The organism is Halomicrococcus pelagicus (assembly GCF_050954125.1).
Map to the genome: position 1 here is coordinate 20,513 of NZ_JBPBWC010000015.1, position 22,286 is coordinate 42,798.

22 protein-coding genes are annotated in these 22,286 nt (G+C 68.6%); 13 read left to right on the plus strand and 9 right to left on the minus strand.

The window, feature by feature from the left end; all coding sequences use genetic code 11:
* The first annotated feature begins 7 nt into the window (after positions 1–7).
* Positions 8–1,852, plus strand: coding sequence for an SLC13 family permease (locus tag ACRYA2_RS20110; RefSeq protein ID WP_433632295.1), 1,845 nt, complete (start codon positions 8–10; stop codon positions 1,850–1,852).
* On the opposite strand, the gene ACRYA2_RS20115 is transcribed toward ACRYA2_RS20110, so the two are convergent.
* Both ACRYA2_RS20115 and ACRYA2_RS20120 read right to left on the minus strand, forming a co-directional pair.
* Positions 1,853–2,281, minus strand: coding sequence for a DUF7979 domain-containing protein (locus ACRYA2_RS20115; RefSeq protein WP_433632298.1), 429 nt, complete (start codon positions 2,279–2,281; stop codon positions 1,853–1,855). It abuts the gene before it with no gap.
* 87 nt (positions 2,282–2,368) lie between these two features.
* Positions 2,369–2,638 carry a MarR family transcriptional regulator gene (locus ACRYA2_RS20120; RefSeq protein WP_433632300.1) on the minus strand — a complete coding sequence of 90 codons (270 nt, stop codon included), beginning with the start codon at positions 2,636–2,638 and terminating at the stop codon, positions 2,369–2,371.
* Between the two features lie 142 nt (positions 2,639–2,780).
* On the opposite strand from ACRYA2_RS20120, the gene ACRYA2_RS20125 reads away from it, so the two are divergent.
* Positions 2,781–2,984, plus strand: a complete 204-nt coding sequence (locus ACRYA2_RS20125; RefSeq protein WP_113276325.1) for an HVO_2901 family zinc finger protein — start codon at positions 2,781–2,783, stop codon at positions 2,982–2,984.
* Between the two features lie 115 nt (positions 2,985–3,099).
* Here ACRYA2_RS20125 and ACRYA2_RS20130 read toward each other — a convergent pair whose 3' ends face one another.
* Positions 3,100–4,164: a zinc-dependent alcohol dehydrogenase family protein gene (locus ACRYA2_RS20130; protein WP_433632304.1), complete on the minus strand. Its 1,065-nt coding sequence runs from the start codon at positions 4,162–4,164 to the stop codon at positions 3,100–3,102.
* 96 nt (positions 4,165–4,260) lie between these two features.
* Entirely contained in the window at positions 4,261–4,614 is a 354-nt protein-coding gene (locus tag ACRYA2_RS20135; protein WP_433632306.1) for a DsrE family protein, read from the minus strand.
* A 223-nt stretch (positions 4,615–4,837) separates the two neighbouring features.
* On the opposite strand from ACRYA2_RS20135, the gene tuf reads away from it, so the two are divergent.
* Positions 4,838–6,106, plus strand: coding sequence for a translation elongation factor EF-1 subunit alpha (tuf, locus tag ACRYA2_RS20140; protein ID WP_433632308.1), 1,269 nt, complete (start codon positions 4,838–4,840; stop codon positions 6,104–6,106).
* A 42-nt stretch (positions 6,107–6,148) separates the two neighbouring features.
* Here the strand turns inward: tuf and ACRYA2_RS20145 are convergent, their stop codons facing one another.
* Complete coding sequence (locus tag ACRYA2_RS20145) at positions 6,149–6,502, minus strand: hypothetical protein (RefSeq protein WP_433632311.1); 354 nt, start codon at positions 6,500–6,502, stop codon at positions 6,149–6,151.
* Positions 6,503–6,718: 216 nt separating this feature from the next.
* Here ACRYA2_RS20145 and ACRYA2_RS20150 point away from each other — a divergent pair, with 216 nt between their 5' ends.
* Both ACRYA2_RS20150 and ACRYA2_RS20155 read left to right on the plus strand, forming a co-directional pair.
* Complete coding sequence (locus ACRYA2_RS20150; RefSeq protein ID WP_433632313.1) at positions 6,719–7,450, plus strand: DUF502 domain-containing protein; 732 nt, start codon at positions 6,719–6,721, stop codon at positions 7,448–7,450.
* Positions 7,451–7,602: 152 nt separating this feature from the next.
* A complete protein-coding gene (locus ACRYA2_RS20155) occupies positions 7,603–8,013 on the plus strand; it encodes a hypothetical protein (RefSeq protein WP_433632316.1) in 411 nt (136 codons plus the stop codon).
* Positions 8,014–8,128: 115 nt separating this feature from the next.
* Here the strand turns inward: ACRYA2_RS20155 and ACRYA2_RS20160 are convergent, their stop codons facing one another.
* Positions 8,129–9,397 (minus strand): M20 family metallo-hydrolase, encoded by a 1,269-nt coding sequence (locus ACRYA2_RS20160; RefSeq protein WP_433632318.1) that lies wholly within the window; start codon positions 9,395–9,397, stop codon positions 8,129–8,131.
* A gap of 61 nt (positions 9,398–9,458) precedes the next feature.
* Entirely contained in the window at positions 9,459–12,182 is a 2,724-nt protein-coding gene (locus ACRYA2_RS20165) for a PAS domain S-box protein (RefSeq protein ID WP_433632321.1), read from the minus strand.
* A 66-nt stretch (positions 12,183–12,248) separates the two neighbouring features.
* Between ACRYA2_RS20165 and ACRYA2_RS20170 the strand changes: the two genes are divergently transcribed.
* The 5 genes from ACRYA2_RS20170 to ACRYA2_RS20190 all read left to right on the plus strand — a co-directional run bounded on the left by ACRYA2_RS20170 (position 12,249) and on the right by ACRYA2_RS20190 (position 17,856).
* Positions 12,249–13,979: a MutS-related protein gene (locus tag ACRYA2_RS20170; protein WP_433632323.1), complete on the plus strand. Its 1,731-nt coding sequence runs from the start codon at positions 12,249–12,251 to the stop codon at positions 13,977–13,979.
* A gap of 426 nt (positions 13,980–14,405) precedes the next feature.
* Positions 14,406–15,803: an FAD-binding oxidoreductase gene (locus tag ACRYA2_RS20175; RefSeq protein WP_433632326.1), complete on the plus strand. Its 1,398-nt coding sequence runs from the start codon at positions 14,406–14,408 to the stop codon at positions 15,801–15,803.
* 113 nt (positions 15,804–15,916) lie between these two features.
* The gene (locus ACRYA2_RS20180; protein ID WP_433632328.1) at positions 15,917–16,888 is read left to right on the plus strand and encodes an aldo/keto reductase; all 972 of its coding nucleotides are present in this window, start codon (positions 15,917–15,919) and stop codon (positions 16,886–16,888) included.
* 133 nt (positions 16,889–17,021) lie between these two features.
* On the plus strand, positions 17,022–17,468 hold the full coding sequence (locus tag ACRYA2_RS20185) for a universal stress protein (protein ID WP_433632330.1): 447 nt from the start codon (positions 17,022–17,024) through the stop codon (positions 17,466–17,468).
* A 235-nt stretch (positions 17,469–17,703) separates the two neighbouring features.
* Positions 17,704–17,856 carry a hypothetical protein gene (locus tag ACRYA2_RS20190; RefSeq protein WP_433632333.1) on the plus strand — a complete coding sequence of 51 codons (153 nt, stop codon included), beginning with the start codon at positions 17,704–17,706 and terminating at the stop codon, positions 17,854–17,856.
* Positions 17,857–17,952: 96 nt separating this feature from the next.
* Here ACRYA2_RS20190 and ACRYA2_RS20195 read toward each other — a convergent pair whose 3' ends face one another.
* The gene (locus ACRYA2_RS20195) at positions 17,953–18,702 is read right to left on the minus strand and encodes an SDR family oxidoreductase (RefSeq protein ID WP_433632336.1); all 750 of its coding nucleotides are present in this window, start codon (positions 18,700–18,702) and stop codon (positions 17,953–17,955) included.
* Positions 18,703–18,899: 197 nt separating this feature from the next.
* On the opposite strand from ACRYA2_RS20195, the gene ACRYA2_RS20200 reads away from it, so the two are divergent.
* The 3 genes from ACRYA2_RS20200 (at position 18,900) to ACRYA2_RS20210 (ending at position 21,050) form a co-directional block, all read left to right on the plus strand.
* The gene (locus tag ACRYA2_RS20200; RefSeq protein WP_433632339.1) at positions 18,900–20,120 is read left to right on the plus strand and encodes an ornithine cyclodeaminase, nickel-pincer nucleotide-dependent; all 1,221 of its coding nucleotides are present in this window, start codon (positions 18,900–18,902) and stop codon (positions 20,118–20,120) included.
* A gap of 108 nt (positions 20,121–20,228) precedes the next feature.
* Positions 20,229–20,585, plus strand: coding sequence for a hypothetical protein (locus ACRYA2_RS20205; RefSeq protein ID WP_433632342.1), 357 nt, complete (start codon positions 20,229–20,231; stop codon positions 20,583–20,585).
* Positions 20,586–20,852: 267 nt separating this feature from the next.
* Positions 20,853–21,050, plus strand: coding sequence for a DUF7835 family putative zinc beta-ribbon protein (locus ACRYA2_RS20210; RefSeq protein WP_433632345.1), 198 nt, complete (start codon positions 20,853–20,855; stop codon positions 21,048–21,050).
* Positions 21,051–21,283: 233 nt separating this feature from the next.
* Here the strand turns inward: ACRYA2_RS20210 and ACRYA2_RS20215 are convergent, their stop codons facing one another.
* The gene (locus ACRYA2_RS20215; RefSeq protein ID WP_433632348.1) at positions 21,284–22,249 is read right to left on the minus strand and encodes a diacylglycerol/lipid kinase family protein; all 966 of its coding nucleotides are present in this window, start codon (positions 22,247–22,249) and stop codon (positions 21,284–21,286) included.
* Positions 22,250–22,286 lie beyond the last annotated feature (37 nt).

Consider the following 22,286-nt stretch of genomic DNA (forward strand, 5'->3'; position numbering starts at 1 on the left):
ACTGCGTATGGATTCGTCGCTGGTGGACGCGACCCGAGTGGTCGGCGTCCCGACGGACGTGTTCGTCGTCTTCGGCGTCGTCCTGTTCGCGCTCGCGCTCTTCACCACCGAACTCCTCCCGGTCGACGTGACCGCTATCCTGGTGATGGTGACGCTCATGGTCCTCGAACCGTGGACCGGCATCTCGCCGGCAGAGGGCATCTCGGGGTTCTCCAACGAGGCCACCATCACCGTGCTGGCCATGCTCATCCTGAGCGAGGGCGTCGCCCGGACCGGCGTCGTCCAGATGCTGGGAACCCGGATGGCGGCGTTCGCCGGCGACGACCTCCGGAAACAGCTACTCGCCGTCATCGGCGTGTCGGGGCCGGCCTCCGGGTTCGTCAACAACACGCCTGTCGTCGCCATCCTCGTCCCCGTCGTCACGGACCTCGCCCACGAGGGGCACACGTCCCCCTCTAAGCTCCTCATCCCGCTGTCGTACGCCTCGATGTTCGGCGGCACGCTCACGCTCGTCGGCACCTCCACGAACCTCCTCGCCAGCAACGTGGCGGGTCGGCTCGGCGGCCAGTACCCGACGTTGCACCGGTTCTCGATGTTCGAGTTCACGCAACTGGGCGTCGTCGTCCTCTTCACGGGCAGCCTCTACCTACTGTTCGTCGGTCACCACCTCCTGCCGGAGCGAATTCCGCCCGAGGAGGACTACGTCGACGAGTACGAGATGGACGAGTACCTCACCGAGGTGGTCGTCGACGAGGACTCCGCACTCGTCGGGTCGACGGTCGAGGAGGCCATCGACACCGAGCGGTTCGACGTGGACGTGCTCCAGCTGGTCCGCGGCGAGCGGACGTTCCTCGAACCCATCCGGCAGACGACCGTCCAGGCGGGTGACGCGATGACGCTGCGGACCGACCGGGGGACCCTCTCGCGGTTGCTGACCGACGGGGGACTGACGCCGGTCGGGGCCCGGCTGGCCGACGAGGACCTCGAACCCGGCGACGAGGCGTCGCTGTTCGAGGTCGTCATTCCGCGCGGGTCGGCGCTCGTCGGCGAGACGCTCGCGTCGTCGACGTTCCGCGAGCGATACGATGCGAGCGTCCTGGCCTTCCGCCGCGGACGCGAACGCATCCGCGACCGGCTGGAGGCGGTCAGAATCGGCGTCGGCGACACCCTGCTCGTCCAGGCGTCCGCCGACAGCGTCGACCGCCTGGCCGCGAACCCGGACTTCATCGTCGCCCACCAGCCCCAGGACCCGGACTACCGGACCGACAAGATTCCGGTCGCGCTCGCCATCGTCGCGGGGGTCGTCGCGCTGCCGGCGCTCGACGTCTACCCCATCCTCGTGTCGGCGCTGGCGGGCGTGGTGGCGATGGTCGTCACCGGCGTCCTCCACCCGAGCGAACTGTACGACTCCGTCGAGTGGAGCGTCATCTTCCTGCTCGCGGGCGTCATTCCGCTCGGCGTCGCGCTCGAACGCTCCGGCGGTGCCGAGCTGCTCGGTCAAGCCGTCGCCGCCAGCGCCGACTTCCTCCCCGTCGTCGGCGTGCTCTGGGTGTTCTACATCGCCACCGGTCTCGTCACCGAGGTCATCAGCAACAACGCCAGCGTCGTCCTCATGATTCCGGTCGCCGTGGAGGCCGCGACCCGCATCGGGGCCGACCCATTCGCGTTCGTCCTCGCGGTGACGTTCGCCGCGAGCACCTCCTTCCTCGGTCCCATCGGCTACCAGACGAACCTGTTCGTCTACGGTCCCGGCGGCTACCGGTTCACCGACTACTTCCGTATCGGCGCGCCGCTCCAGATACTGCTGTCGGTCGTCACCGTCGCCGGCATCGTCGCGTTCTGGGGCGTGTGACTACCGGCGCTGGCCCACGTCGAGCCACGAGACGAACACGAAGGCGCCGATGAGCCCGGTGGTCGTTCCGCCGAACAGGAAGACGAGGCGGTCGGTGATGTGCTCCCGTTCGGAGACGGCGAGTTCGTACACCGTCTTCCCGTCCCGGACGTAGGTGTTCGCCTCCAACTGCGAGGGCAGGTCCCCCTGCGTCGTGTGCGTACCGCTCAGCTTCGCCTCCGCGAACGCCGAGCGCGCCTCCGTCGAGAGGTCGCCGTACTTCACGGCCTTCGACTCGCTACCGGGCGGGTTGCCCTCCAGTTTCGTGACTTCGAGCGTGTGGACGGTGTCGTCGCCCGCCGGCCGCGAGAGGGCGTACCCGGTCACGGCGAGACCGGCGACCAGCATCAGCGCGGCGAGCACCTGTATCGCGACGCCGGAGCCCCTCATCTACCTCAACCCGAGAAGTATCAGGACTTAAAACGTTCCCCTCGGCGATGGCAGGGATGTCCCGACCCCTGCCCGTGTCCGCGAACCTCAGACCGGCGCTTCGTCGATGCAGTTCACCTGCTCCCAGTTGCGAGCGTCGTTCAGGCGGTAGAGACGCTGGCGAGCGTCGGGGATGTACACCTCCTCCTCGACGGCACCGACCTGGGTCAGCCGTTCCAGGGCGCTCCGGACCGTCCGGGCCGAGAGCCGCGACCGCTGGACGAGTTCCTTCTGGGTGTGTGCGCCGTCGTACTCGAGGACTTTGAACACCAGTTTGGCACTCGGCGGAAGCTCGCAGATGTTTTCGGGGTCTGCCATATCACGTCCCTCGAACGCCAGCCACTAAACGACTGGCTAACTCGCAGGTAACCCGGTGACGTTCGCGTCACTGGCGCGGTGGCGTTCCGGTCGCCCGAGAAAAAGCGGAGGTTCTTTTATGGATGCTGGCGAATGGGTAACTATGGGACTTGAACTTGCAAGTCGGGAGCGCCCCAGCACGGCAGATATCGACCGCCTCTTCTGCAAGCAGTGCGGCGAGCGCTTCGACGCCGACGCGGCGACCGACGACGGCTGGCACTATCGATGTCCGAACGACGACTGCGACGCCGAAGGAATCGGCGACGACCTCGCGCCCGTGACCGACGTACTCCCGTCGGCGCGATAGCGAACTCGCCCTCTCCGGCGTCTCCGTACTGCGTGCTCGCTCTCCCGGTCGCCAGGGACTCCTCGCGTTCTCTCCACTTGCACTCTCGCCGTTCTCACGTCGCTGCCGCCGCGGGCTACTCGGCGAACTCCGTCACGACCTCGATGCCGCTCGTCTCGTAGTCGCCCATCGCGGCGAGGCGGTCAGGTACCTCCGACAGCGCCACCTCGCGACCGACGAGCGCGCCCGGGTCGACGGTACCGCGCTCTACCATCCGCAGGAGTTCGCCGTACCGCGACGGCGGCATCCCCCGCGAACCGAGGAACGTTATCTCGCGCATCGTCATCGCGTCGGTCGGGAGCGACACCTCGCCGCGCTCCTCGTCGGTCGTCAGGCCGAGCTGGACGTGCTGGCCGCGGCGACGCAGGCAGTCGACGGAGTTCCGGCAGGTCTCGGCGACCCCCAGCGCGTCGACGGAGACGTCGGCACCGCCGCCCGTGACGTTCCGTATCACGGCCGGCGCGTCGGCGTTCGCCACGTTCAGCGTCTCGTCGGCCCCGAGGTCCGCCGCGCCCGAGAGCGCGTCGTCGTCCACGTCGACCGCGACGACGTTCGCGCCGAGCGCGTCCGCGACCTGAACCGCAGAGAGACCGACGCCGCCGCAGCCGTGGACCGCCACCCAGTCGCCGGGCGTGAGGTCCGCGCGGTGGGCCAGCGCGTGGTACGCCGTGGCGAACCGACAGCCCAGGGCCGCCATCTCGGTCGCGCCAACGCCGTCCGGCAACCTGACGACGTTGTAGTCGGCGTGGGGCGCGTGCACTCGCTCGGCGAACGCGCCGGGAGCCGCCGCCTCGAACCCGAGCGCGATGCCGTTCTCGCAGGCGTTGCCGTGGCCGTTCCGGCAGTACGAACAGCGCCCGCGCCCCAGGTTGAACGGGACCGCGACACGGTCGCCCTCGCGGACGCTCTCGACCTGCTCGCCGACCGCGACCACGGTGCCGGCCGGTTCGTGGCCCAGAATCTGGCCTCTCGGCACCCGGTCGTCGGCCCACTCGCCGTGTCCCTGCCAGGCGTGCCAGTCGCTGCGACAGATGCCGCAGGCCTCCGTTTCGATAACGACGCCGTGGTCGGCGGTGTCGGGGTCGGAGACATCTTCGATGGAGAGCGGTTCGCCGTACTCGTGGAGGACAGCCGCGCGCATACGCCATCCTGGTCGTTCAGTTATTTAAATGGACAGGGGAAAGGGGTTGGCGGCCGTCGTCCGGAGCCATCGCCGTAGACGGAACGGGTCGGTGGCTCAGTACGTGATGACCTCGTAGCCGTCCGCGACCAGGTCGCGCACGCTCGGGTGGCCCTCGTACTCGTCGAGAGCGGTCGCGTCGCTCTCTTCGACGGCACCCTCCACATCGAAGGCCCCCGCGCAGTAGTCGCAGACGCTGACGTGGTCTTCCAGCGCCTCGTAGAGGCGGTTGAGATCGTGGTCGTCGTCGGTGAGTTCCGCGACCCACTGGGTGCCCGCGCCGTCGAAGACGATTTCGAGGTCGTCGCCAGCGTCGTCGAACTCCTTGGCGGCCTGGAGCGCGTTCGTGACGCGGCCGAGGTCGGCGTGCGATTCGGTGCCCGCGAGGACGAGGATTGCTACGTTCGTCACGCGTCGTCCGTGGAGCGGGACGGCAATACGACCTGCGAAGGGGGAAGTTCCCGCCCGTATCGTGGACGATCGGGCGGGGGCGGCGGTCGGCAGACGAGAGCGAAACGACGGAACCGGACGGCACCTTTGACCCCCACCTATCTGCGACTGCCTGAACCGACACAACGATTTTTGTATCTCGGCCCCGACTGTCGAACACGGTACGGGGGTACCGGGGTTAATCATGAGTTCCGACAAACCACACCAGAACCTGGCCATCATCGGCCACGTCGACCACGGGAAGTCCACGCTGGTCGGCCGACTGCTGTACGAGACGGGATCGATTCCAGAGCACGTCATCGAACAGCACAAAGAAGAGGCCGAAGAGAAGGGCAAGGGCGGCTTCGAGTTCGCCTACGTGATGGACAACCTCGCCGAAGAACGCGAACGCGGGGTGACCATCGACATCGCCCACCAGGAGTTCGACACCGACGAGTACTACTTCACCATCGTGGACACGCCTGGCCACCGCGATTTCGTGAAGAACATGATCACGGGCGCGTCCCAGGCCGACAACGCCGTGCTCGTCGTGGGAGCCGACGACGGCGTCGCGCCCCAGACCCAGGAGCACGTGTTCCTGGCCCGCACGCTCGGCATCAGCGAGCTCATCGTCGCCGTCAACAAGATGGACCTCGTCGACTACGAGGAGGACCGCTACCGGGAGGTCGTCACCGAAGTCAAAGACCTGCTGGACCAGGTGCGGTTCGACACGGAGAACGCCTCGTTCATCCCGATTTCGGCGCTGGAGGGGGACAACGTCGTCGAACTCAGCGACAACATGTCGTGGTACGACGACGAGGTCGTCCTGGAGGCCCTGAACGACCTACCGACGCCCGAACCGCCGACGGACGCGCCGCTCAGGCTTCCCATCCAGGACGTGTACACGATCTCGGGCATCGGGACGGTGCCGGTCGGGCGCGTCGAGACGGGGATGCTGAACACGGGCGACAACGTCAGCTTCCAGCCCAGCGACGTGAGCGGCGAGGTCAAGACCATCGAGATGCACCACGAGGAAGTCCCGGAGGCCGGCCCCGGCGACAACGTCGGGTTCAACGTCCGCGGCGTCGGCAAGGACGACATCCGCCGCGGCGACGTCGCCGGCCCCGCCGACGACCCGCCCAGCGTTGCTGACACGTTCCAGGCGCAAATCGTCGTGATGCAGCATCCGAGCGTCATCACGGCCGGCTACACGCCGGTCTTCCACGCCCACACGGCGCAGGTCGCCTGTACTATCGAGTCCATCGACCAGAAAATCGACCCGTCGAGCGGGGAGGTCGAGGAGGAGAATCCGGACTTCATCCAGAGCGGCGACGCCGCCGTCGTCACGGTGCGCCCCCAGAAGCCGCTCTCCATCGAGCCGTCCAGCGAAATTCCCGAGCTCGGCAGCTTCGCGATCCGCGACATGGGCCAGACCATCGCCGCCGGTCGCGTCCTCGAAGTCAACGAGAAGTAAGGCGGGACGAGGTCGTCGGGCGGAGACCCGCGAACCGTCCGGCTACCGCCCGCCGTGCACGTCGTACTCCGATTCGAACGTCTCGCGGAGGTCCCGCACCGTCTCCTGGTCGGTGTCAGTGGTCCCCTCGAACGACGAAAGCGCGTCGACGACCGTCTCGGCTTCGCGGTCGGACAGCGAGACCCGTTCTTTCGACTCGTCGTCGAGGAGGTCTTTCGCCTGGTCGACCAGTCCCTCCTGGGTCGTCTCGTTCTCGAAGCCGAACGCCTCCTCGAACTGTTCGCGAACGTTCAGACGTCGCTCGTCGCTCGTACTTCCGGACCCGGCGGGTTCCGCCGAGAGCGCCGCGATGACCTCGCGCGCTTCCGACTGCGTGAGTTCGACGGGATGGCTCATGGACGTTCGTTCGCCGCGACGGTCCGTAAGGGAACTGGCCACTCCGCCACGAACTCGCGGAAGCCGCGTCTAAAGTCGCTCGAACGGCGACGAATCGCGTCCGCTCCCGTCGAATCGTACGAATGCTCGACTCCCGCCTCGCCTGCAGGCGCTTCGGATCGAAGGTTGCATTTGCAGGCATCACACCTTGAAGGGCCGGGAGAGTACGGTAGGGAAATGGGTACGAAGTCCGAACGGTCGCAGGGGCTTTACGAGACGGTACGGGAGGCCATGCTGACGGGCATCACGGTCGTCCTGCCGCTGATAGTCACGCTGTACGTCATCGTCGTTCTGCTGAACTTCGTCTCGCGGTTGCTCGTCCCGATGCTCAGCCTCGTCCCCGTCGACTCCGTCGTCGTGCTGGGACTGGTCGCCGCCCTGCTGATAACCACTCTCGTCTTCCTCGTCGGACTCCTCGCTCACTCCCCGATGGGCGACACGGCCATCGACGGTTTCGACAGGGCGATCAGCCGCGTCCCTGGATTCGGTACCGTCTACCGGAGTTTCCGCCGGATGGGCGACGCGATGCTCGAGAGCGACGCCGACAACTTCCGCGACGTGCGACTGCTGGAGTTCCCCATCGACGGCTCCTACACCGTCGCGTTCGTCACCGCGAACACGCCCGACGGCATCTGTGAGGCCACCGGAAACGAGGAGATGACGACCGTCTTCCTCCCGATGGCACCCAATCCGGTCATGGGCGGGTTCGTCATCAACGTTCCCGACGAGAGCCTCGAAGACGTGGACATGACCGTCGAGGAGGCGTTCCGCACCGTCGTCACCAGCGGCGTCGGCATCGACGCGGTGGCCCACGAGGGAACCGGCCTCTCCGAGGACGAACTCCGGGACCTCACCGGGTACGACCCCGTCGCTCAGGCGGGAACCGAACGGAGCGACGAGGGCGACTAGCCGCCGCGCTCCGGGCACGCTTCGTCGCTGCCGCGATCGATTCCGGTGCCGGACGGCGTTTTCAGGCTCGGAAACCGTTCGTGGCCTTGAAACGGGTTCGGCGCTACGTCACGGTCGTGTCGACCGCTCGACGGCGACTCGGAAAGGGTGTCGTGGTAGGCGTCGTAGCGTTCGCGTTCTTCGGCGTCGTCACGGGGCTGATTCCGAACCCGCTGTACGCACGTATGGTTCCCCGAACGGCGCTCGACTACCTGTTTCTCACGCTCACGGCGGCGTTCCTCGGCATCTACAGCGTCCAGAGGACCGTCCCCGAGAACTGGCGCGACGACGGCGCTGCGACCGTGGGGACGGTCGGTGGCTTCCTGGCGTTCGGCTGCCCAATCTGCAACGCGTTCCTGCTCGCGCTGTTCGGTAGCTCCGCGCTCACGACGTACTTCGACCCGCTTCGTCCGCTCCTCGGTGCGGTCACGGCCGTCCTGTTCGGCGGTCTCGTCGTCTACCGCCACTCGCGATCCTGTGAAACCTGCGAGAACGCATCGGGGACGCAACCGAGCCGGGAGTAGCCGTTTTCGGACCCGCGGGGACGACGCGAGAGGGAGTTCGCGTCCCTCGCACCAGTGGACGTCACCGCCCGGTGCATCACGTCGATGCCGACGATTCAAGCGCCGAGCGATGCGTCTACGCCCCGGCGAGGTCGGCGAGCGCGCCGGCCAGCACGCGGGTCGCGGTCGCACAGTCGTCCCAGTCGGTCCACTCGGCGGGGTTGTGCGAGACGCCGTCGCGCGAGGGTGCGAAGAGGAGACCGGCGTCGGCGACCTTCGCGACGTGCATCGTGTCGTGGGCCGCGCCGGAGTGGAGGTCCAGCGTCGCGACGTCCGCGGCCTCGCCGGCGTCGTGGGCCGTCTCGCGCACCCGGTCGCTCATCGGCGTCGGGCGGAGGTCGAAGCGCCGGTCGAGTCGCGTCTCGACGCCGCGCTCGTCCTCGATGCGCGCCAGCGTCGACCGGGCGTCGTCGACAATGTCGTTCATGGCGTCGTAGTCCACGTCGCGCACGTCGACGCCCATCTCGACCCGGCCCGGGACGACGTTCGTCGCGTTCGGCGAGACGTCGAGGCTGCCGACCGTCCCGACCGCCGTCTCGCTGTCGGCGTCGCGGGCCGCCCGTTCGACGCTGCGGACGAACTCGCTGGCGGCGACCAGCGCGTCCGTGCGTTCGAGCATCGGCGTCGCCCCCGCGTGGTCAGCCTCGCCCACCACGTCGACCGCGCAGTGTGTGATGCCGGTGATGGTCGTGACGACGCCGACCGGAACGCCGGCGCGTTCGAGGCGCTGGCTCTGCTCGACGTGCAGTTCCAGCCACGCGTCCCACTCGCTCGCGTCGAGCCGTCCCTCCCCGCGAAATCCGATGGACGAGAGCGCCGATTCGAGCGTCTCCTCGTCGTCCGTGCCGTCTCCGTTCTCGTCCACGCGCTCGGCGGTCAACGAGAGCGCGTCCTCGACCGACCGCTCGCCGGCCGCCACGGAGGAGCCGAGCAGTCCGTCGGCGAACCGCTGGCCCTCCTCCTCGGTGAACGAGACGACGTCGACGGGCCTGTCGAGGTCCACGCCGGCGTCCTGCATCGCCCGAACGGCCTCCAGCGCGGCGTACACCCCGAGCGGGCCGTCGAAGATGCCGCCCTCGGGGACCGAATCGAGGTGGCTGCCGGCCGCGACCGGGGCGGCAGCGGGGTCCGCGCTCGGCGGCGTCCACCGTCCTGCGACGTTGCCGACCGCGTCGACCCGCACGTCCAGTCCGGCGTCTTCGAGGCGGTCGACCAGGCGTTCGCGCGCTCGCCGGTTCGCGTCGGTGCCAGCGAGTACGGTCCGTCCCCAGCCGTCGACGTCCAGCGCGCCGAACTCGGCGTTCGCTTCGACGTCCGACCGTAATCGGTCGACTTCGACTTGCATGCGTCGTCCGACGGACGCACCGGTCATGAGCGTGTGGGTAGCGTACGCGACCGCGACGGAACTACTCCTCGAGGAACGCGTCGAGCAGTTTCGACTCGGCTCGTCGCAGATGTTGGTGGAAGGTCGGGGCCGTCACGCCGAGCGACTCGGCGACCTCCTCGGCCGTGCTCGCCCGGGGCCACTCGAAGTAGCCCGCGAGGTGGGCGGCTTCGAGCGCCGTGCGCTGGCGGTCGGTCAACGCCTCGTCGAGCGCAGTCCGCATGTGCCGGGGCGTGGTCCCGACGCGGTCGCGCTCGCGCTGGGCCAGCAACTCCACGCTCGGATAGTAGCGCTCGATGGTTTCGGCCGCGCCGCGGACGTCCGCGTCCACGGGGAGTTCGACCACGGCTCGTGCCCCGTCCGGGCCGGCGCTCGCGGACGTCAGGGTCGCGCCGTGGTCGGCCAGCGCCAGGACCAGCGCGTCGTCGTTGACGACCTCTATCAGGCCGCCGTCGTCGTGAGCGTCGACGACCCGGACGCGTTCGACCTCGTCGAACGACCGCACCCGCTCTATCAGTTGCTCGGGCGAGGCCCCACTGACCGTGAGGTAGTACAGCATCGACCCGCCCGCGGTCACCGTCGCGCTGCGGAACTCGAACGCGCAGTCGGCGTGCTTCGGCACGTCGACGAAGAAGTGGTCGGCCGCGGCGCTGACCGCGAACTCCAGTTCCACGACGGCGTCGCTGACGAGCGCTTTCTTGCTCTCGACGGCGGCGATGGCGTAAGCGATGGTCTCCCCGAGTTCCACGAGCACGGTGCGCTCGCGGTCGTCGAACGCGCTCGCCCTGTCGGCGGTCACGACGAGGACGCCGTACGCCGTCTCGTGGTACTCCAGCGGGATGGCGGCCAGGTCCTCCCCGCCCTCCTCGACGACCACGCGTCCGGCGTCGGCCGCTCGCGTCGCCACGGCCTCGGGGTCTCCGCTCGTCTCGCCCGCGGCGGCCTCGCTCCGGACGTCGCCGCCCGCCCCGCGTTCGACGATGCAGGCGTGTTCGTAGGGGCCGCCGTCCGTCAGCCGCTCGACGACGGAGTCGCCGACCGCTTCGCGGGTCGTCGCCCGGACGAGCGCGCGGTCCACCTCGCGAATGACCGCGTTGATGCGGTTCAGCTCCGCCAGTTCCGCGCGCTGGGACGCCAGGGTCCCCTCGCGCTCCGCCCGGTCGAGTGCGCGAGCGGCGTTCGCGGCGAGAATCTGCGCGAAATCGAGCGCGTAGTCAGGGACGGTCGCGGCGTCGAGCGACCCGACGGTCAGGACGCCGTGGTCGTCCAGCGGTACGATGACCTCCGTGTCGACGGGCGTATTCTGGTTGTACGCGCGGGTCATCGACCCGACGTCGCCGAACACCGCCGGCGAGCCGCTCTCGTACACGTCCCACGCGAGCGACTCGTCCGGCCCGAACGTCGGGACGCCGTCGAACACCCGGTGGGCTTCGTCGGTGGCCGCGATGGGCCGCAGAACGTCTTCGTCGGCGTCGAACAGGTGAACGGCCGCCAGCGACGTGCCGAGGACGTCCCGGGCCGTCTCGACCGTCACCTGGCAGATGGTCTCCCTCGTCTCCGCGGAGATGAACTCACGGGCCGCCGCGCGCAGCGAGGCGAGGGCCGTCGTCCGTTCCGCACGCTCGGTCACGTCGCGGAAGACGGCGTAGATGACCTCCCGTCCGTCGAGTTCCGTCATGTTAGCGCTTATCTCGACCGGCACCTCGTGGCCGTCGTCGTGGACGACGGTGAGGTCGCCGTCCCGGCGCGTGATGCCGCCGCGGTCGGCGTGGTCGTCGAAGATACGGCGGTAGTACGTCTCGTCGTCCGACGGGTGGAGGTCGCTCTGGTGGAGGCCGAGTATCTCCTCGCGGGGTTTGCCGAGCAGGTCCTCGGCCGCCGGGTTCGCGTCGAGGACGGTGCCCGTCTCGGCGTCCGCGACGAACAGGGCGTCCGGACAGGTCTCCACCAGCGTCCGGTAGCGCTCCTGGGTCGCTTCGAGCGCCGTCTCGGCCGCGCGCCGTCCGGAGACGTCCCGGAGGACGCCGACGAACCGCCGGTCGCTGTCGCGTTCGAACAGGCGGAACGCGACCGTCAAGGGAACCTCGTGACCGTCGCTGTGGCGACCCGGCAGTTCGCGGTAGCCCCCGTCGTCCGCTCCCCCGTCGCCCGCGAGACAGTAGTCGAGGACGTCGCGGTGGTCGCCCCGTCGGGGTTCGGGCACGAGCGTCGCCAGCGGTTCGCCGACGAGCGAGGACGGGGCGTAGCCCAGGATACGGTCGACCTCGGCGTTCGCGTACCGAATCGTGCCCGCGTCGTCGACGACGACGACCGCGTCGGGGCCGCAGTCGACAAGCGCGTCGAAGCGGGCGGCCACCGTCGACCGGTCTCGCTCGGCGCGGCGGCGCTCGGCGGCGTTCTCGACCCGGCGCGCGAGGCGCGCGGAGCGGTCGGGGCGAACGCAGTCCGTCGCGCCCGCGTCGATCAGTTCCGGGTGGGCGGCGTCCGGCGCGACCACGACGACGGGACAGTCCGGCGCGCGCTCGGCCGCCGTCGCGAGCAGTTCGCGGGCGTCGCGCTCCGGCGGTCGGTGTTCGCAGACTAGACACTCCGGTTCCGGGTCGAACGCCGCAGACGCGTCCGCGACCCCCTCGACCGTCTCGTCGAGTCGCGCCGCCGCGTCGCGGACGCCGGCCGGTACTCCGACGTGAACGACGCTGGGCGGAGGGGTGGATTCGTCGACCGCCATCTGGAAGAAAGATGTCACGAGGACACCTGAACGCTTCGGCTCCCACTGGAAATCGTTAAGGTGGGTCCGTGTCAGCCGACAGGTATGCGACTGGAGGACTACTGGGGCGTCGGACCCAAGACGAGCGACCTGCTCGAATCCGAACTCGGGGTCGAGCGGGCGATCGAGGCCATCGAGGGAAGCGACGTGCGCGCGCTGACGGAGGCGGGGCTCGCGCGGGGGCGAGCGACCCGCATCCTCCGGCGCGCGAACGGCGGCGAGGGGATGGCCGTGCTGGCGACCCGCGACACGCGCTCCGTGTACAAGGACCTGCTCGACCTCGCCAGTGACTACGCCGTCACCGAGGACGCCGCCGACCGCATCCGGGTGCTGACGCCGCTCCCGACCCGCGAAGCGGCCGAGGAGCGTCTCGACGCCGTGACGGAGGCGACCGACTCGTGGGGCGACGTAGACGAAGCGACGCGGGAGGCAGTCCTCGACGCGTTCGAGGGGTACGACGGCGGCGAGCGCGCGGCGGTCGAGACCGTGCTTGCGCTCCGCGAGGCCGGCGTCTCGGACGGCGCGTTCGCCCCCGTCGCGGCCATCGACGGCGACGCGCTCGAGTCCGCCGTCGGAGCGCTCGGGAAGCTGGACGACGGCGAGGTCGCGGCCGGCGCGGACGAGGAGCTCGACCGCCGACGGGAGGCGCTTTCCGCCGTCGAGCGCCTCGAGAGCGGCGCGCTCGACGTGCTCGAACGCGTCCAGTCGGGGGACGTGCGCGGCCCCGACGAGTTCCGCGAGTCGTTCGTCGAGTACGTCGCCGACGAGACGGGCATCGGACCGGGGGAGATTCGGTCGGCGACGACCGGCGACGCCACCGACGCGACCGACTTCGTCAGCCAGTCGCTGCGGGCGGTCGTCGAGGCCCAGCGCGAGGCGGTCGAGGAGCGCGAGGAGCGGGTGGCCGCCGAACTGCGCGAGGATATCGAGGCCGCCCGCGAGGCCATCGACGCCGCCGTCGAGACCGTCGACGACCTCGCCTTCCACCTGTCGCTCGCCCGCTTCGCGGACGCCTTCGAGATGACCCGCCCGGAGTTCGCCGAGGGCGCGTTCGCCGTCGAGAACGCGCGCAACCTCTTTCTCGCCGCCGGGAGCGGGTCGGTCCAGCCCATCACGTACGGCGTCGGCGACCACCGCGTGGCGGGGCCGCCGAGCGGCGACCGCGTCTCGGTGCTCACCGGCGCGAACAGCGGCGGGAAGACGACGCTGCTCGAGACGCTCTGTCAGGTCGGCCTGCTCGCCCAGATGGGAATGCCCGTCCCCGCCGACCGCGCGCAGGTGTCCCCGTCCGACGCCATCGTCTTCCACCGCCGGCACGCGAGCTTCAACGCCGGCGTGCTGGAGTCGACGCTCCGGAGCATCGTCCCGCCGCTGACCACGGACGGACGCACCCTGATGCTGGTCGACGAGTTCGAGGCCATCACCGAACCGGGGAGCGCCGCCGACCTCCTGCACGGACTGGTCGGCCTGACCGTGGACAAGGGCGCGCTCGGCGTGTTCGTCACCCACCTCGCCGACGACCTCAATCCCCTGCCCGACCAGGCGCGGAAGGACGGCATCTTCGCCGAGGGGCTGGACGACGACCTCGAACTCCAGGTCGACTACCAGCCGCGGTTCGACACGGTGGGCAGGTCGACGCCGGAGTTCATCGTCTCGCGGCTCATCGCCTCCGCCGACGACCGCAGCGAGCGCGCCGGGTTCGACGTTCTCGGACGCGCGGTCGGCGAGGCGGCCGTCCAGCGCACGCTCGACTCCTGGGCCGGCGGCGACGAGTGAGGTGGGCCGGGGGCGCCCGACCGTCCGGGCCGTCTCGGTTCGGTACCGAACGCTTTCCCCTGGCGGGTGCGGTTGCTCGACGTCCCTCCTCCGAAGCGCGTCCTCGTCTCGAAACGTCTCTCCGCGACGGGGTCTCGAACGGACGCCGAATCGGAACGGCATCGGCGTTTTCGTCCGTCGATGGTCTACCAGTCGGTTCCGTCGGACCGGCGTTCTCCTCGGTTTCGAGACGCCGGCGGGCAAGCTATCGTGGTATGGTACCAATGCCCGAATTACTATGCCGTTGCGAAGCGAGTGGTCAGGCCGCTGAGCCGCTACGGGTACTCGAACCCCCGTACGCCCGTAAACAGAGGGGGGACGGCGACCGGGCGGGGCGATACGGGTCGCAGCAGCGGACGCGTACGGTCGCTGCTTGGAGTGAACGACATGAAATCGAGGGATACGACGACGGACGAAACTGCAACGCAGACGTTTCGAGACCGGTTCCGGGGGGACGTGCTCCGCGAGGGCGACGAGGGATACGAAGAAGCCCGGACGGTGTGGAACGCGATGATCGACCGGACGCCGGGACTCATCGCCCGACCCGTTGGCACCGCGGACGTCGTAACCGCCGTCAGTTACGCTCGCGAAAACGACCTGGTTCTGTCGGTAAAAGGCGGCGGTCACAACGTCACGGGCAACGCCATCTGCGAGGACGGCCTGATGATCGATCTCTCGGAGATGGACGACGTTCGCGTCGATCCGAAGGCGGAGACGGTCCGCGTGGGTCCCGGCGCGACGCTGGGCGACATGGACCACGAGACCCAGGCGTTCGGCCTCGCGACCCCAGGCGGCGTCGTGTCCACGACCGGCGTCGCCGGCCTCACGCTCGGCGGCGGACTCGGCTGGCTCAGCCCCAAGTACGGACTCTCCATCGACAATCTGCGCTCGGTCGATCTCGTGACGGCGGACGGCGAACTCGTCCACGCAAGCGAGGACGAGAACGAGGACCTCTTCTGGGGGGTCCGCGGTGGTGGCGGGAACTTCGGCGTCGTCACGTCGTTCGAATTTCGGTGTCACGAGGTCGGTCCCGAGGTGCTCTTCGGGCCGATCGTCTACGCGTACGAGGACGCGCCCGACGTGCTCCGACACTACGGGGACTTCACGCGCGACGCACCGCGAGAGTGTTGCGTCTGGGTGAACAGCCTGACGGCACCGCCCCTGCCGTTCCTCCCCGAGGAGCACGTCGGAACGAAGGTTCTCGTCGTTGTCGCGTTCTACGCGGGCGATGTCGGAGACGGTGAGGCGGCGCTCGCACCGCTCCGGGAGTACGGCGACCCCGTCGCCGACACCGTCGCGCCGACGCGGTACACGGCCGCCCAGACCACGTTCGACGAGCTACAGTCTGCGGGCGCGCGGAACTACTGGAAGTCGCAGAACTTCACGGAGTTGACCGACGAAGTGGTCGACACCGTGGTCGAGTACGCCGAACGGCTTCCGACGCCGGAGTCGGAGATCCTCGTCCACCAGGTCGGTGGGGCCGTCAACGACGTCGCCTCGGACGCGACCGCGTACCCGCATCGGAACGCGGAGTTCATCGTGAGCCCCGCCGCACGCTGGGAGGATTCATCGAAGGGCGACGAGTACGTCGAGTGGGTGCGGGAGTGCGACGAGGCCCTGGCGGAACACGCGACCGGCGGAGCGTACGTCAACTTCATCGGCGACCGCGAAGGGCGCGAACGGACGGCCTACGGCAGCAACTACGACCGACTGGTCGAACTGAAGAACGAGTACGATTCGGGGAACCTGTTCAGGATGAACCAGAACGTCGAACCGACCGGTTGATGGTCGTGTCGCGACCGTTCTCGACGGCGCTCCGACGGCGTGCCGCCGTTCGACGCCGCTCCCGTCTCACCGCTTTCCCGACTTTTAGGTCACTCCGCGAAGACGACTCACACATGGAATACCGGACGCTCGGCGACACTGGAACGAAGGTCTCGGAACTCTGTCTCGGCACGTGGCGATTCGCCAAGGAGAGCGACGGCGTGGTCGAGACGGACCGCAAGACGGCCCACGCCCTGCTCGACACGTTCGCGGAAGCGGGCGGCAACTTCATCGACACCGCGAATGTGTACGGCGACCCCTCCGGCACCAGCGAGGACTGGATCGGCGACTGGCTGGCCGACCGCGACCGGGAGGACTTCGTGCTCGCGTCGAAGGTGTACTTCCCGATGGGCGACGGTCCCAACGACAGCGGCCTCTCGCGCAAGCACATCCGCAGCCAGATTCGAGGGACGCTCGAGCGCCTCGGGACCGACTACCTCGACCTCTACTACATCCACCGCTGGGACGAGGAGACGCCCATCGAGGAGACGCTGTCCGTCCTCACGGAACTCGTCGAAGAGGGGAAGGTGAACTACCTCGGCGCGAGTTCGATGGCCGCCTGGCAGTTGACGAAGGCGCTCTGGACGAGCGACGTGGAGGGGCTGGAACGCTTCGACGTGACCCAGCCGATGTACCACGCGGCCGCGACCGACGAGACGGTCGAGCACTACCTCGACGTCTGCGCCGACCAGGACGTCGCGGTCTGTCCGTACTCGCCGCTGGCCGGCGGCTTCCTGACGGGGAAGTACAGCCGCGACGGCGACGCGCCCGAGGGCTCCCGGGCGGAGCTCGTCGACAGCTTCGAGGAGTACTACGTCTCCGAGACGGGGTGGGACGTGCTCGACGAGATTCGGGCGGTCGCGGACGAACTCGACGCGACGCCGCCGCAGGTCGCGCTCCGCTGGCTCGTCCAGCAGCGCGAGTTCACCTGCACCCCCATCGTCGGCGCGCGCACCGTCGACCAGCTAGAGGAGAACCTCGGCGCGGCCGAGATATCGCTCTCTGACGACCAGTTCGACCGCATCACCGACGCCCGTGCGGACTGAGCAGCCGACTTTGTCGACGCTCGGGGTCGCGTCGAACTCGCCCTGGCAGGAGACGGGGCGAGCGCGCCAGTGCGGCCGGCGCTTGCGCCGAAGTGCCAATCTATTTATTACATGAACGTAAACGACGGTCGATATGGAACGAGCACTTGCCGTCGTCGAGGCGTCGGAGTCCGCGAAACGACTGGTTCACGATGCGGGCGAACTCGCGGCGGGCGTCGGCGCCGGCCTCGTGTTGCTCCACGTGACCACGGACGAGGAGTACGAGTCCACGCGCCAGTCGCTGGAGCGGATTCCCGACGTGGAGTCGTCGTACACCGCGGGGCAGGCGCTGGAGGGTGCGCGCCAGTTCGCGGCCGACATCGGCCGCGAGATGCTCGAAGACGTCGGCGCGGAGTGGGAGGCGGTCGGGCGCATCGGCAACGAACGCGACGAGATTCTCGCCGCGGCCGACGAGTACGGCTGTGACCACGTCTTCCTCGCGGGCGACAAGCGCACGCCGGCCGGGAAGGCGCTGTTCGGAGACACCACGCAGTCGGTCATCCTCGACTTCGACGGCACGGTGACGGTCGTCACCGAGTGACCGTCCCGGGCGACGCCGCGACGGCAGGTCCGTAGCAGACGAACGATTCGTCGGGGGGTCGCCGTCGGCACACTACCCTCGACGCCCCAGGGTTCAGTTTCCCCAGACAGGCCCAGACGATTCACGAGACGTCCGTCCGGGCGCGCTACTCGGAGGGACAAACCGGCTCAAACCGGCGTTAAGCAGGGATTACCTATGGTGGAAGCGCCCGAACTCCAGGTTACGGTGACTTGAAATGGGCGTTTTCTCCACGTTCAAGGCGACCCTGTTCGACCGAGACGGCAAGAGCGATCCGCTCTACGTCTGTACCGGCTGTGGCTGCTTCTTCGAACGGCAGCGACAGGTGTGCCCGGAGTGTGGCGCGTACACGTTCCGGCGCACGGACTGACCCTCGGTACCGTTCCCCGGCGGAAACGGCGCGGGCGACGCGCGACGGGGCGCTTCCCGGAGGCTACGGTGATCGCCTCGGCCACGGCGGCCTCCCTCAGAAGTGTTCGAACTTGTCCCGCCGGTAGAGATCGATCTCGTTCGCGGTCGTCGGCGGTTCCTGGGTCGCCGCGAACACGACCGCGTCGGCGACCTCCTCGGGTTCGGTCACTTCGCCCTCCTTGAAACGCGCCTCGAACGGGTCGTCGTCCTCCGAGCCGAACTTCGTGCGGACCTCCGTGGGGTTGACGACGGTCACGCCGACGCCGTCCTCGCCGACGCTCCCAGCGAGACTCAGCGCGAACCCGCGCGTCCACCACTTCGTCGCCGCGTAGACCGCCGCACCGGGACGGGGGTACTGCCCGGCGAAGCTCCCGAGGAAGATGAGGTTGCCCGCGGACTCGCGCAGATGCGGCAGTGCCGCACGCGCGGTGAAGAAGGAGCCGTCGACGTTGACGTCCATCATCTGGCGGTACTTCTTCGTCGAGAGGTCCGTGAGGTCCCCCTCCTCGCGGCCGAGGCCGGCGTTGTTGACCACGACGTCCAGACCGCCGAACGCGTCGACGGTCCGGTCGACCATCGCCTCGACCTGCGCCTCGTCGGTGACGTCGGCCGGAATCGCGAGCGCGTCGACGCCGAACTCGCGTTCGACGTCGGCGGCCAGCGACTCCAGTCGTTCCTCGCGGCGGGCGGCGAGCGCGACGTCCGCGCCCACTTCGGCGAGAGCGCGGACGCTGGCGCGACCGATTCCGGCCGTCGCACCGGTCACGAGCGTTGCGGCGTCGTCGAGACGGGTTCCGTCGGACATGTGTGGGTCGTCGCTCTCCAGGGGATAAAACGGGACGGCCGCGACAACCGGCGGCGCGTGCAGTCGACCGGTCGCTCCCGGGACGACTCCCCGGCGGTCACGTCCGTCGCGTGGGCGGAGTGGGGAGCGGGCCCTCGAAGCGACGTAGCTTTGCCCGCGTGACAACGCTGATACGAGCGACCGTCCTCTGTTGGGCTATGACGGTCGCTCGGACGGTCGAACTCGAAGGACACATCATCGACTCCGGGATGATGCAGCGGTGTTTCGGCGTAGTGATGGACCTGGACGGCAACTTCGACGTCGAGCAGTTCGACGTAGGTGAACACAAAGACGAGGAGTCGTACTGCCGGATGACGGTCACCGCGCCGGACGAGGAGACGCTGCGCTCGATACTGCACGAACTCCATCAGAGCGGTGCGCAGTTGACGGACCCGCCGAACGCGAGGCTGGAACCAGCGCCGGCCGACCGTGTCGTCCCGAACGGCTTCTACTCAACGACGAATCACCCGACGCAGGTCCGCCACGAGGACGAGTGGATCGACGTCGAGCGGATCGAGATGGACTGCGCCGTCGTCGTCGAACCGGACGAGCGGCGGGCGTACACGAAGGTGCTCAACGCCATCGAGGCGGGCGACCTGGTCGTGACCGGCGAGGCGGGGGTGCGCGTGGACCCGCCGGAACGCCCGCGCGGCGGCAGCGGTCCGTTCGGCTTCATGCAGGGCGGAGTGTCGAGCGAGCGCCCGTCGGCGTCGCTCATCCGCGAGATAGCCGAGGTCCTCGTCGAGACGAAAGCCGATGACGGCACGGTGCTGGCAGTCGCCGGGCCGGCGCTCATCCACTCGGGGGCGGGCGACGCCCTGGCGCGACTGGTCCGCGAGGGATACGTCGACATGCTGAGCGCGGGCAACGGGTTCGCAGTCCACGACATCGAGCGCGGCGTCTACGGTACCTCGCTTGGAATGGACGTGGAGACGATGGAGCATCCACGGAAGGGTCACAAACACCACATCTACACCATCAGCGAGGTGGTTCGCGCCGGGGGCATCGAGCCGGCGGTCGAGGAGGGACTCGTCGAGGAGGGCGTGATGTACGAGTGCGTCGCGAACGACGTGCCGTACGTCCTCGCGGGGTCGATCCGGGACGACGGGCCGCTCCCGGACACGATAACCGACGCCGTCGAAGCTCAGGACGCCATCCGCGAGCAGGCCCACGAGGCCGACATGGTGTTGATGCTGTCGACGCTGCTGCACTCCGTCGCGGTGGGCAACTGCCTCCCGTCGACGACGCCGGTGGTGTGCGTGGACATCAATCCCGCGACCGTTACCCAGCTCCTCGACCGGGGGAGCGCGCAGGCCATCGGGATGGTGACGGACGTCGGGACGTTCGTCCCGGCGCTCGCCGAGGAGATTCTCGACTAGCCGTACCGACGCGTCGGCCACGCCGAGGTCGCCGGCAGGCGGCGCGATTCCCGGACCGAGGCGGGGCGGGGAGAATCCCCAAGAGGTCCGAGTACGTAACCCCGCCAAATGGGCCGGACGCTCGAACTGCCGAACGGAGAGGTCGTCACCGAGGGCGACGTCGTCCTCTACAACGGGTATCCGTACCGGGTCAGGTTCCTGGACGACGACGCGTACGCGTTCGAACTCGCTCCCCTGTTCTGGGGCGACAGCGGCATGGACGTTCCGTTCGCCGACCGGGAGGCGCTCGTCGACCAGTGGGGGCCGGAGTCGCGCGGCACGCTGACCGCGACCGAGTGGGAGGAGTGGCTGCGCGAGGCCCGGACGGACGACCGCTTCGGCGACGACGAACTCGACGCGCTCGCCCGCGAACTCCCGACCTCGGACGGCCTCCTCACGCGCCTCCGTCGCGCGCTCCGACGCTGAGCGCACCCGGTGAGGACGATATCCGGCCGTTCGGCCGGCTCCGACGTTCGGAACTGACGGGGAAAATGCTGGCGAGGTAGGAAGAGGACGTGTTTCGTTCTGGGAGGAACGGACGAATACAACGGCTCACTTAAAGTCGACTTGCACAGACAGGCAGGAGAAATCAGCCACTGAACGGGGAATGGAAAGACACGGAGCGGCGAGGTGCGGTCGTCCGGCGGCGGACGCCGGTAGTGCCTCACCGTGACCGAACGCCAGTGATACACCATGTCTGTTGACACCGCAACCGGCGACGTCGAGGAATCGTGTGACAACTGTGCTGGCACGACGCCGCATCAGGTCCAGATCAAGATTCGGACCGAGAGCGACAAGAACGAGAACACGGAGTTCTCGCGGGAACCATACCGCGTCACGGAGTGTCTGAGCTGCGGGCAGACGACGAGCCAGCGGATGAACAACGCCTGACGGAGACGACTCTCCCGCCGAGTGCGGTCGCGTCAATAGTCAATCGGTCGCTGCATTCCTTTTTTGCCAGGTCCGGACGAAGACCCGCAGCGAGCCATCGGGACGACGTCCGCGTCGTCGTGACACAGGATGTGCGGCGTCAACGTTGAGTCGTCCGGCGAGAACGGTCCTAACCCGTCCCGGTGACGGGGAGCGGTCGCCGTGAGCGACTCGTCACACGAGAGTCACGGCCGTTACTCGTACGCCGGGTCGGGGTCGTACTCCGGTCCGACGCAGACCGTGAGCGCGTGCGGTCGGGTGTGTAACACGAGCCGTTCGTGCGAGCTCAGTTCGCCGTCGAGGCTGAAATCTATCGGCTCGCCGCTCTGGCTGTCGATCTCCAGTTGGCTCGCCCGGACGTGAACGACGTGTTCGGTGTCCTGGCCGAACAGCCGATGGGCGATTCCCTCCTCGATGATGTCGCTCGGGGGCATCTGTTCGATGATGACCACCTCGAGGAGGCCGTCCTCGACGTTCGCCTGTCCGCCCTTCTTCGTGAACCGGCGGATGTTCCCGACGAGTGCACTCAGTGCTTCACCCTGCCAGGTCGTCTCCTCGCCCTGCGAGACCGCGGTGAGTTCGATGTCGAGACCGTCGAACGAGGCGACCTCCTGCAGGCCGGCGATGACGAACGCGAGCGAGCCGAAGCGTTCCTTCAGTTCGCCGCTCGTCGCTACGCTCGCGTCCGCCGGCAGTCCCGCGATGCAGGACATCACGAACGGCGTGTCGCCGGCGACGCCGACGTCGATGTCCCGCCGTTCGCCGCGGTCCAGCATCTCGAACCCGTGTTCGATGCCGGTGATGCCGACGTTCGTCGCGAAGATGTTCGCCGTCCCCGTCGGGACGACGCCGAGCGTCACGGAATCGAGACCGTTCGCCCGGTCGAGACCGCGAACCACCTCGTTGAGCGTTCCGTCGCCGCCCGCGACCGCCAGACGGTCGACGTCCTCCGCGACGGCGTCCTGCGCGAGTTCGTCTGCGTGCCCCGGTCCCTCCGTCTCCTCGATGCGGTACCCCCGTTCGGTAGCGAGCCGTCGGACGTCGTCGATGTGGTCGGCGGTTCCGCTCGTCGGATTCAGGACGAGCCAGCGTCGGTCGCCCGAACGCGAAGCGGCCTCCTCGGCTGCCGTGCCGGCGGACGGTCGCGCTTCGTCGGTCATACGTCACGACAGGGTCCGCAGGCAGAAAGAGGCTGTT

What these genes read in the sequence shown, in the direction of transcription:
- ACRYA2_RS20110 (WP_433632295.1), top strand. Translation starts at nt 8, where the DNA reads ATGGATTCGTCGCTGGTGGACGCGACCCGAGTGGTCGGCGTCCCGACG.
- ACRYA2_RS20115 (WP_433632298.1), bottom strand. Translation starts at nt 2,281, where the DNA reads ATGAGGGGCTCCGGCGTCGCGATACAGGTGCTCGCCGCGCTGATGCTG.
- ACRYA2_RS20120 (WP_433632300.1), bottom strand. Translation starts at nt 2,638, where the DNA reads ATGGCAGACCCCGAAAACATCTGCGAGCTTCCGCCGAGTGCCAAACTG.
- ACRYA2_RS20125 (WP_113276325.1), top strand. Translation starts at nt 2,781, where the DNA reads ATGGGACTTGAACTTGCAAGTCGGGAGCGCCCCAGCACGGCAGATATC.
- ACRYA2_RS20130 (WP_433632304.1), bottom strand. Translation starts at nt 4,164, where the DNA reads ATGCGCGCGGCTGTCCTCCACGAGTACGGCGAACCGCTCTCCATCGAA.
- tuf (WP_433632308.1), top strand. Translation starts at nt 4,838, where the DNA reads ATGAGTTCCGACAAACCACACCAGAACCTGGCCATCATCGGCCACGTC.
- ACRYA2_RS20145 (WP_433632311.1), bottom strand. Translation starts at nt 6,502, where the DNA reads ATGAGCCATCCCGTCGAACTCACGCAGTCGGAAGCGCGCGAGGTCATC.
- ACRYA2_RS20150 (WP_433632313.1), top strand. Translation starts at nt 6,719, where the DNA reads ATGGGTACGAAGTCCGAACGGTCGCAGGGGCTTTACGAGACGGTACGG.
- ACRYA2_RS20160 (WP_433632318.1), bottom strand. Translation starts at nt 9,397, where the DNA reads ATGCAAGTCGAAGTCGACCGATTACGGTCGGACGTCGAAGCGAACGCC.
- ACRYA2_RS20170 (WP_433632323.1), top strand. Translation starts at nt 12,249, where the DNA reads ATGCGACTGGAGGACTACTGGGGCGTCGGACCCAAGACGAGCGACCTG.
- ACRYA2_RS20175 (WP_433632326.1), top strand. Translation starts at nt 14,406, where the DNA reads ATGAAATCGAGGGATACGACGACGGACGAAACTGCAACGCAGACGTTT.
- ACRYA2_RS20180 (WP_433632328.1), top strand. Translation starts at nt 15,917, where the DNA reads ATGGAATACCGGACGCTCGGCGACACTGGAACGAAGGTCTCGGAACTC.
- ACRYA2_RS20185 (WP_433632330.1), top strand. Translation starts at nt 17,022, where the DNA reads ATGGAACGAGCACTTGCCGTCGTCGAGGCGTCGGAGTCCGCGAAACGA.
- ACRYA2_RS20190 (WP_433632333.1), top strand. Translation starts at nt 17,704, where the DNA reads ATGGGCGTTTTCTCCACGTTCAAGGCGACCCTGTTCGACCGAGACGGC.
- ACRYA2_RS20195 (WP_433632336.1), bottom strand. Translation starts at nt 18,702, where the DNA reads ATGTCCGACGGAACCCGTCTCGACGACGCCGCAACGCTCGTGACCGGT.
- ACRYA2_RS20200 (WP_433632339.1), top strand. Translation starts at nt 18,900, where the DNA reads ATGACGGTCGCTCGGACGGTCGAACTCGAAGGACACATCATCGACTCC.
- ACRYA2_RS20205 (WP_433632342.1), top strand. Translation starts at nt 20,229, where the DNA reads ATGGGCCGGACGCTCGAACTGCCGAACGGAGAGGTCGTCACCGAGGGC.
- ACRYA2_RS20210 (WP_433632345.1), top strand. Translation starts at nt 20,853, where the DNA reads ATGTCTGTTGACACCGCAACCGGCGACGTCGAGGAATCGTGTGACAAC.
- ACRYA2_RS20215 (WP_433632348.1), bottom strand. Translation starts at nt 22,249, where the DNA reads ATGACCGACGAAGCGCGACCGTCCGCCGGCACGGCAGCCGAGGAGGCC.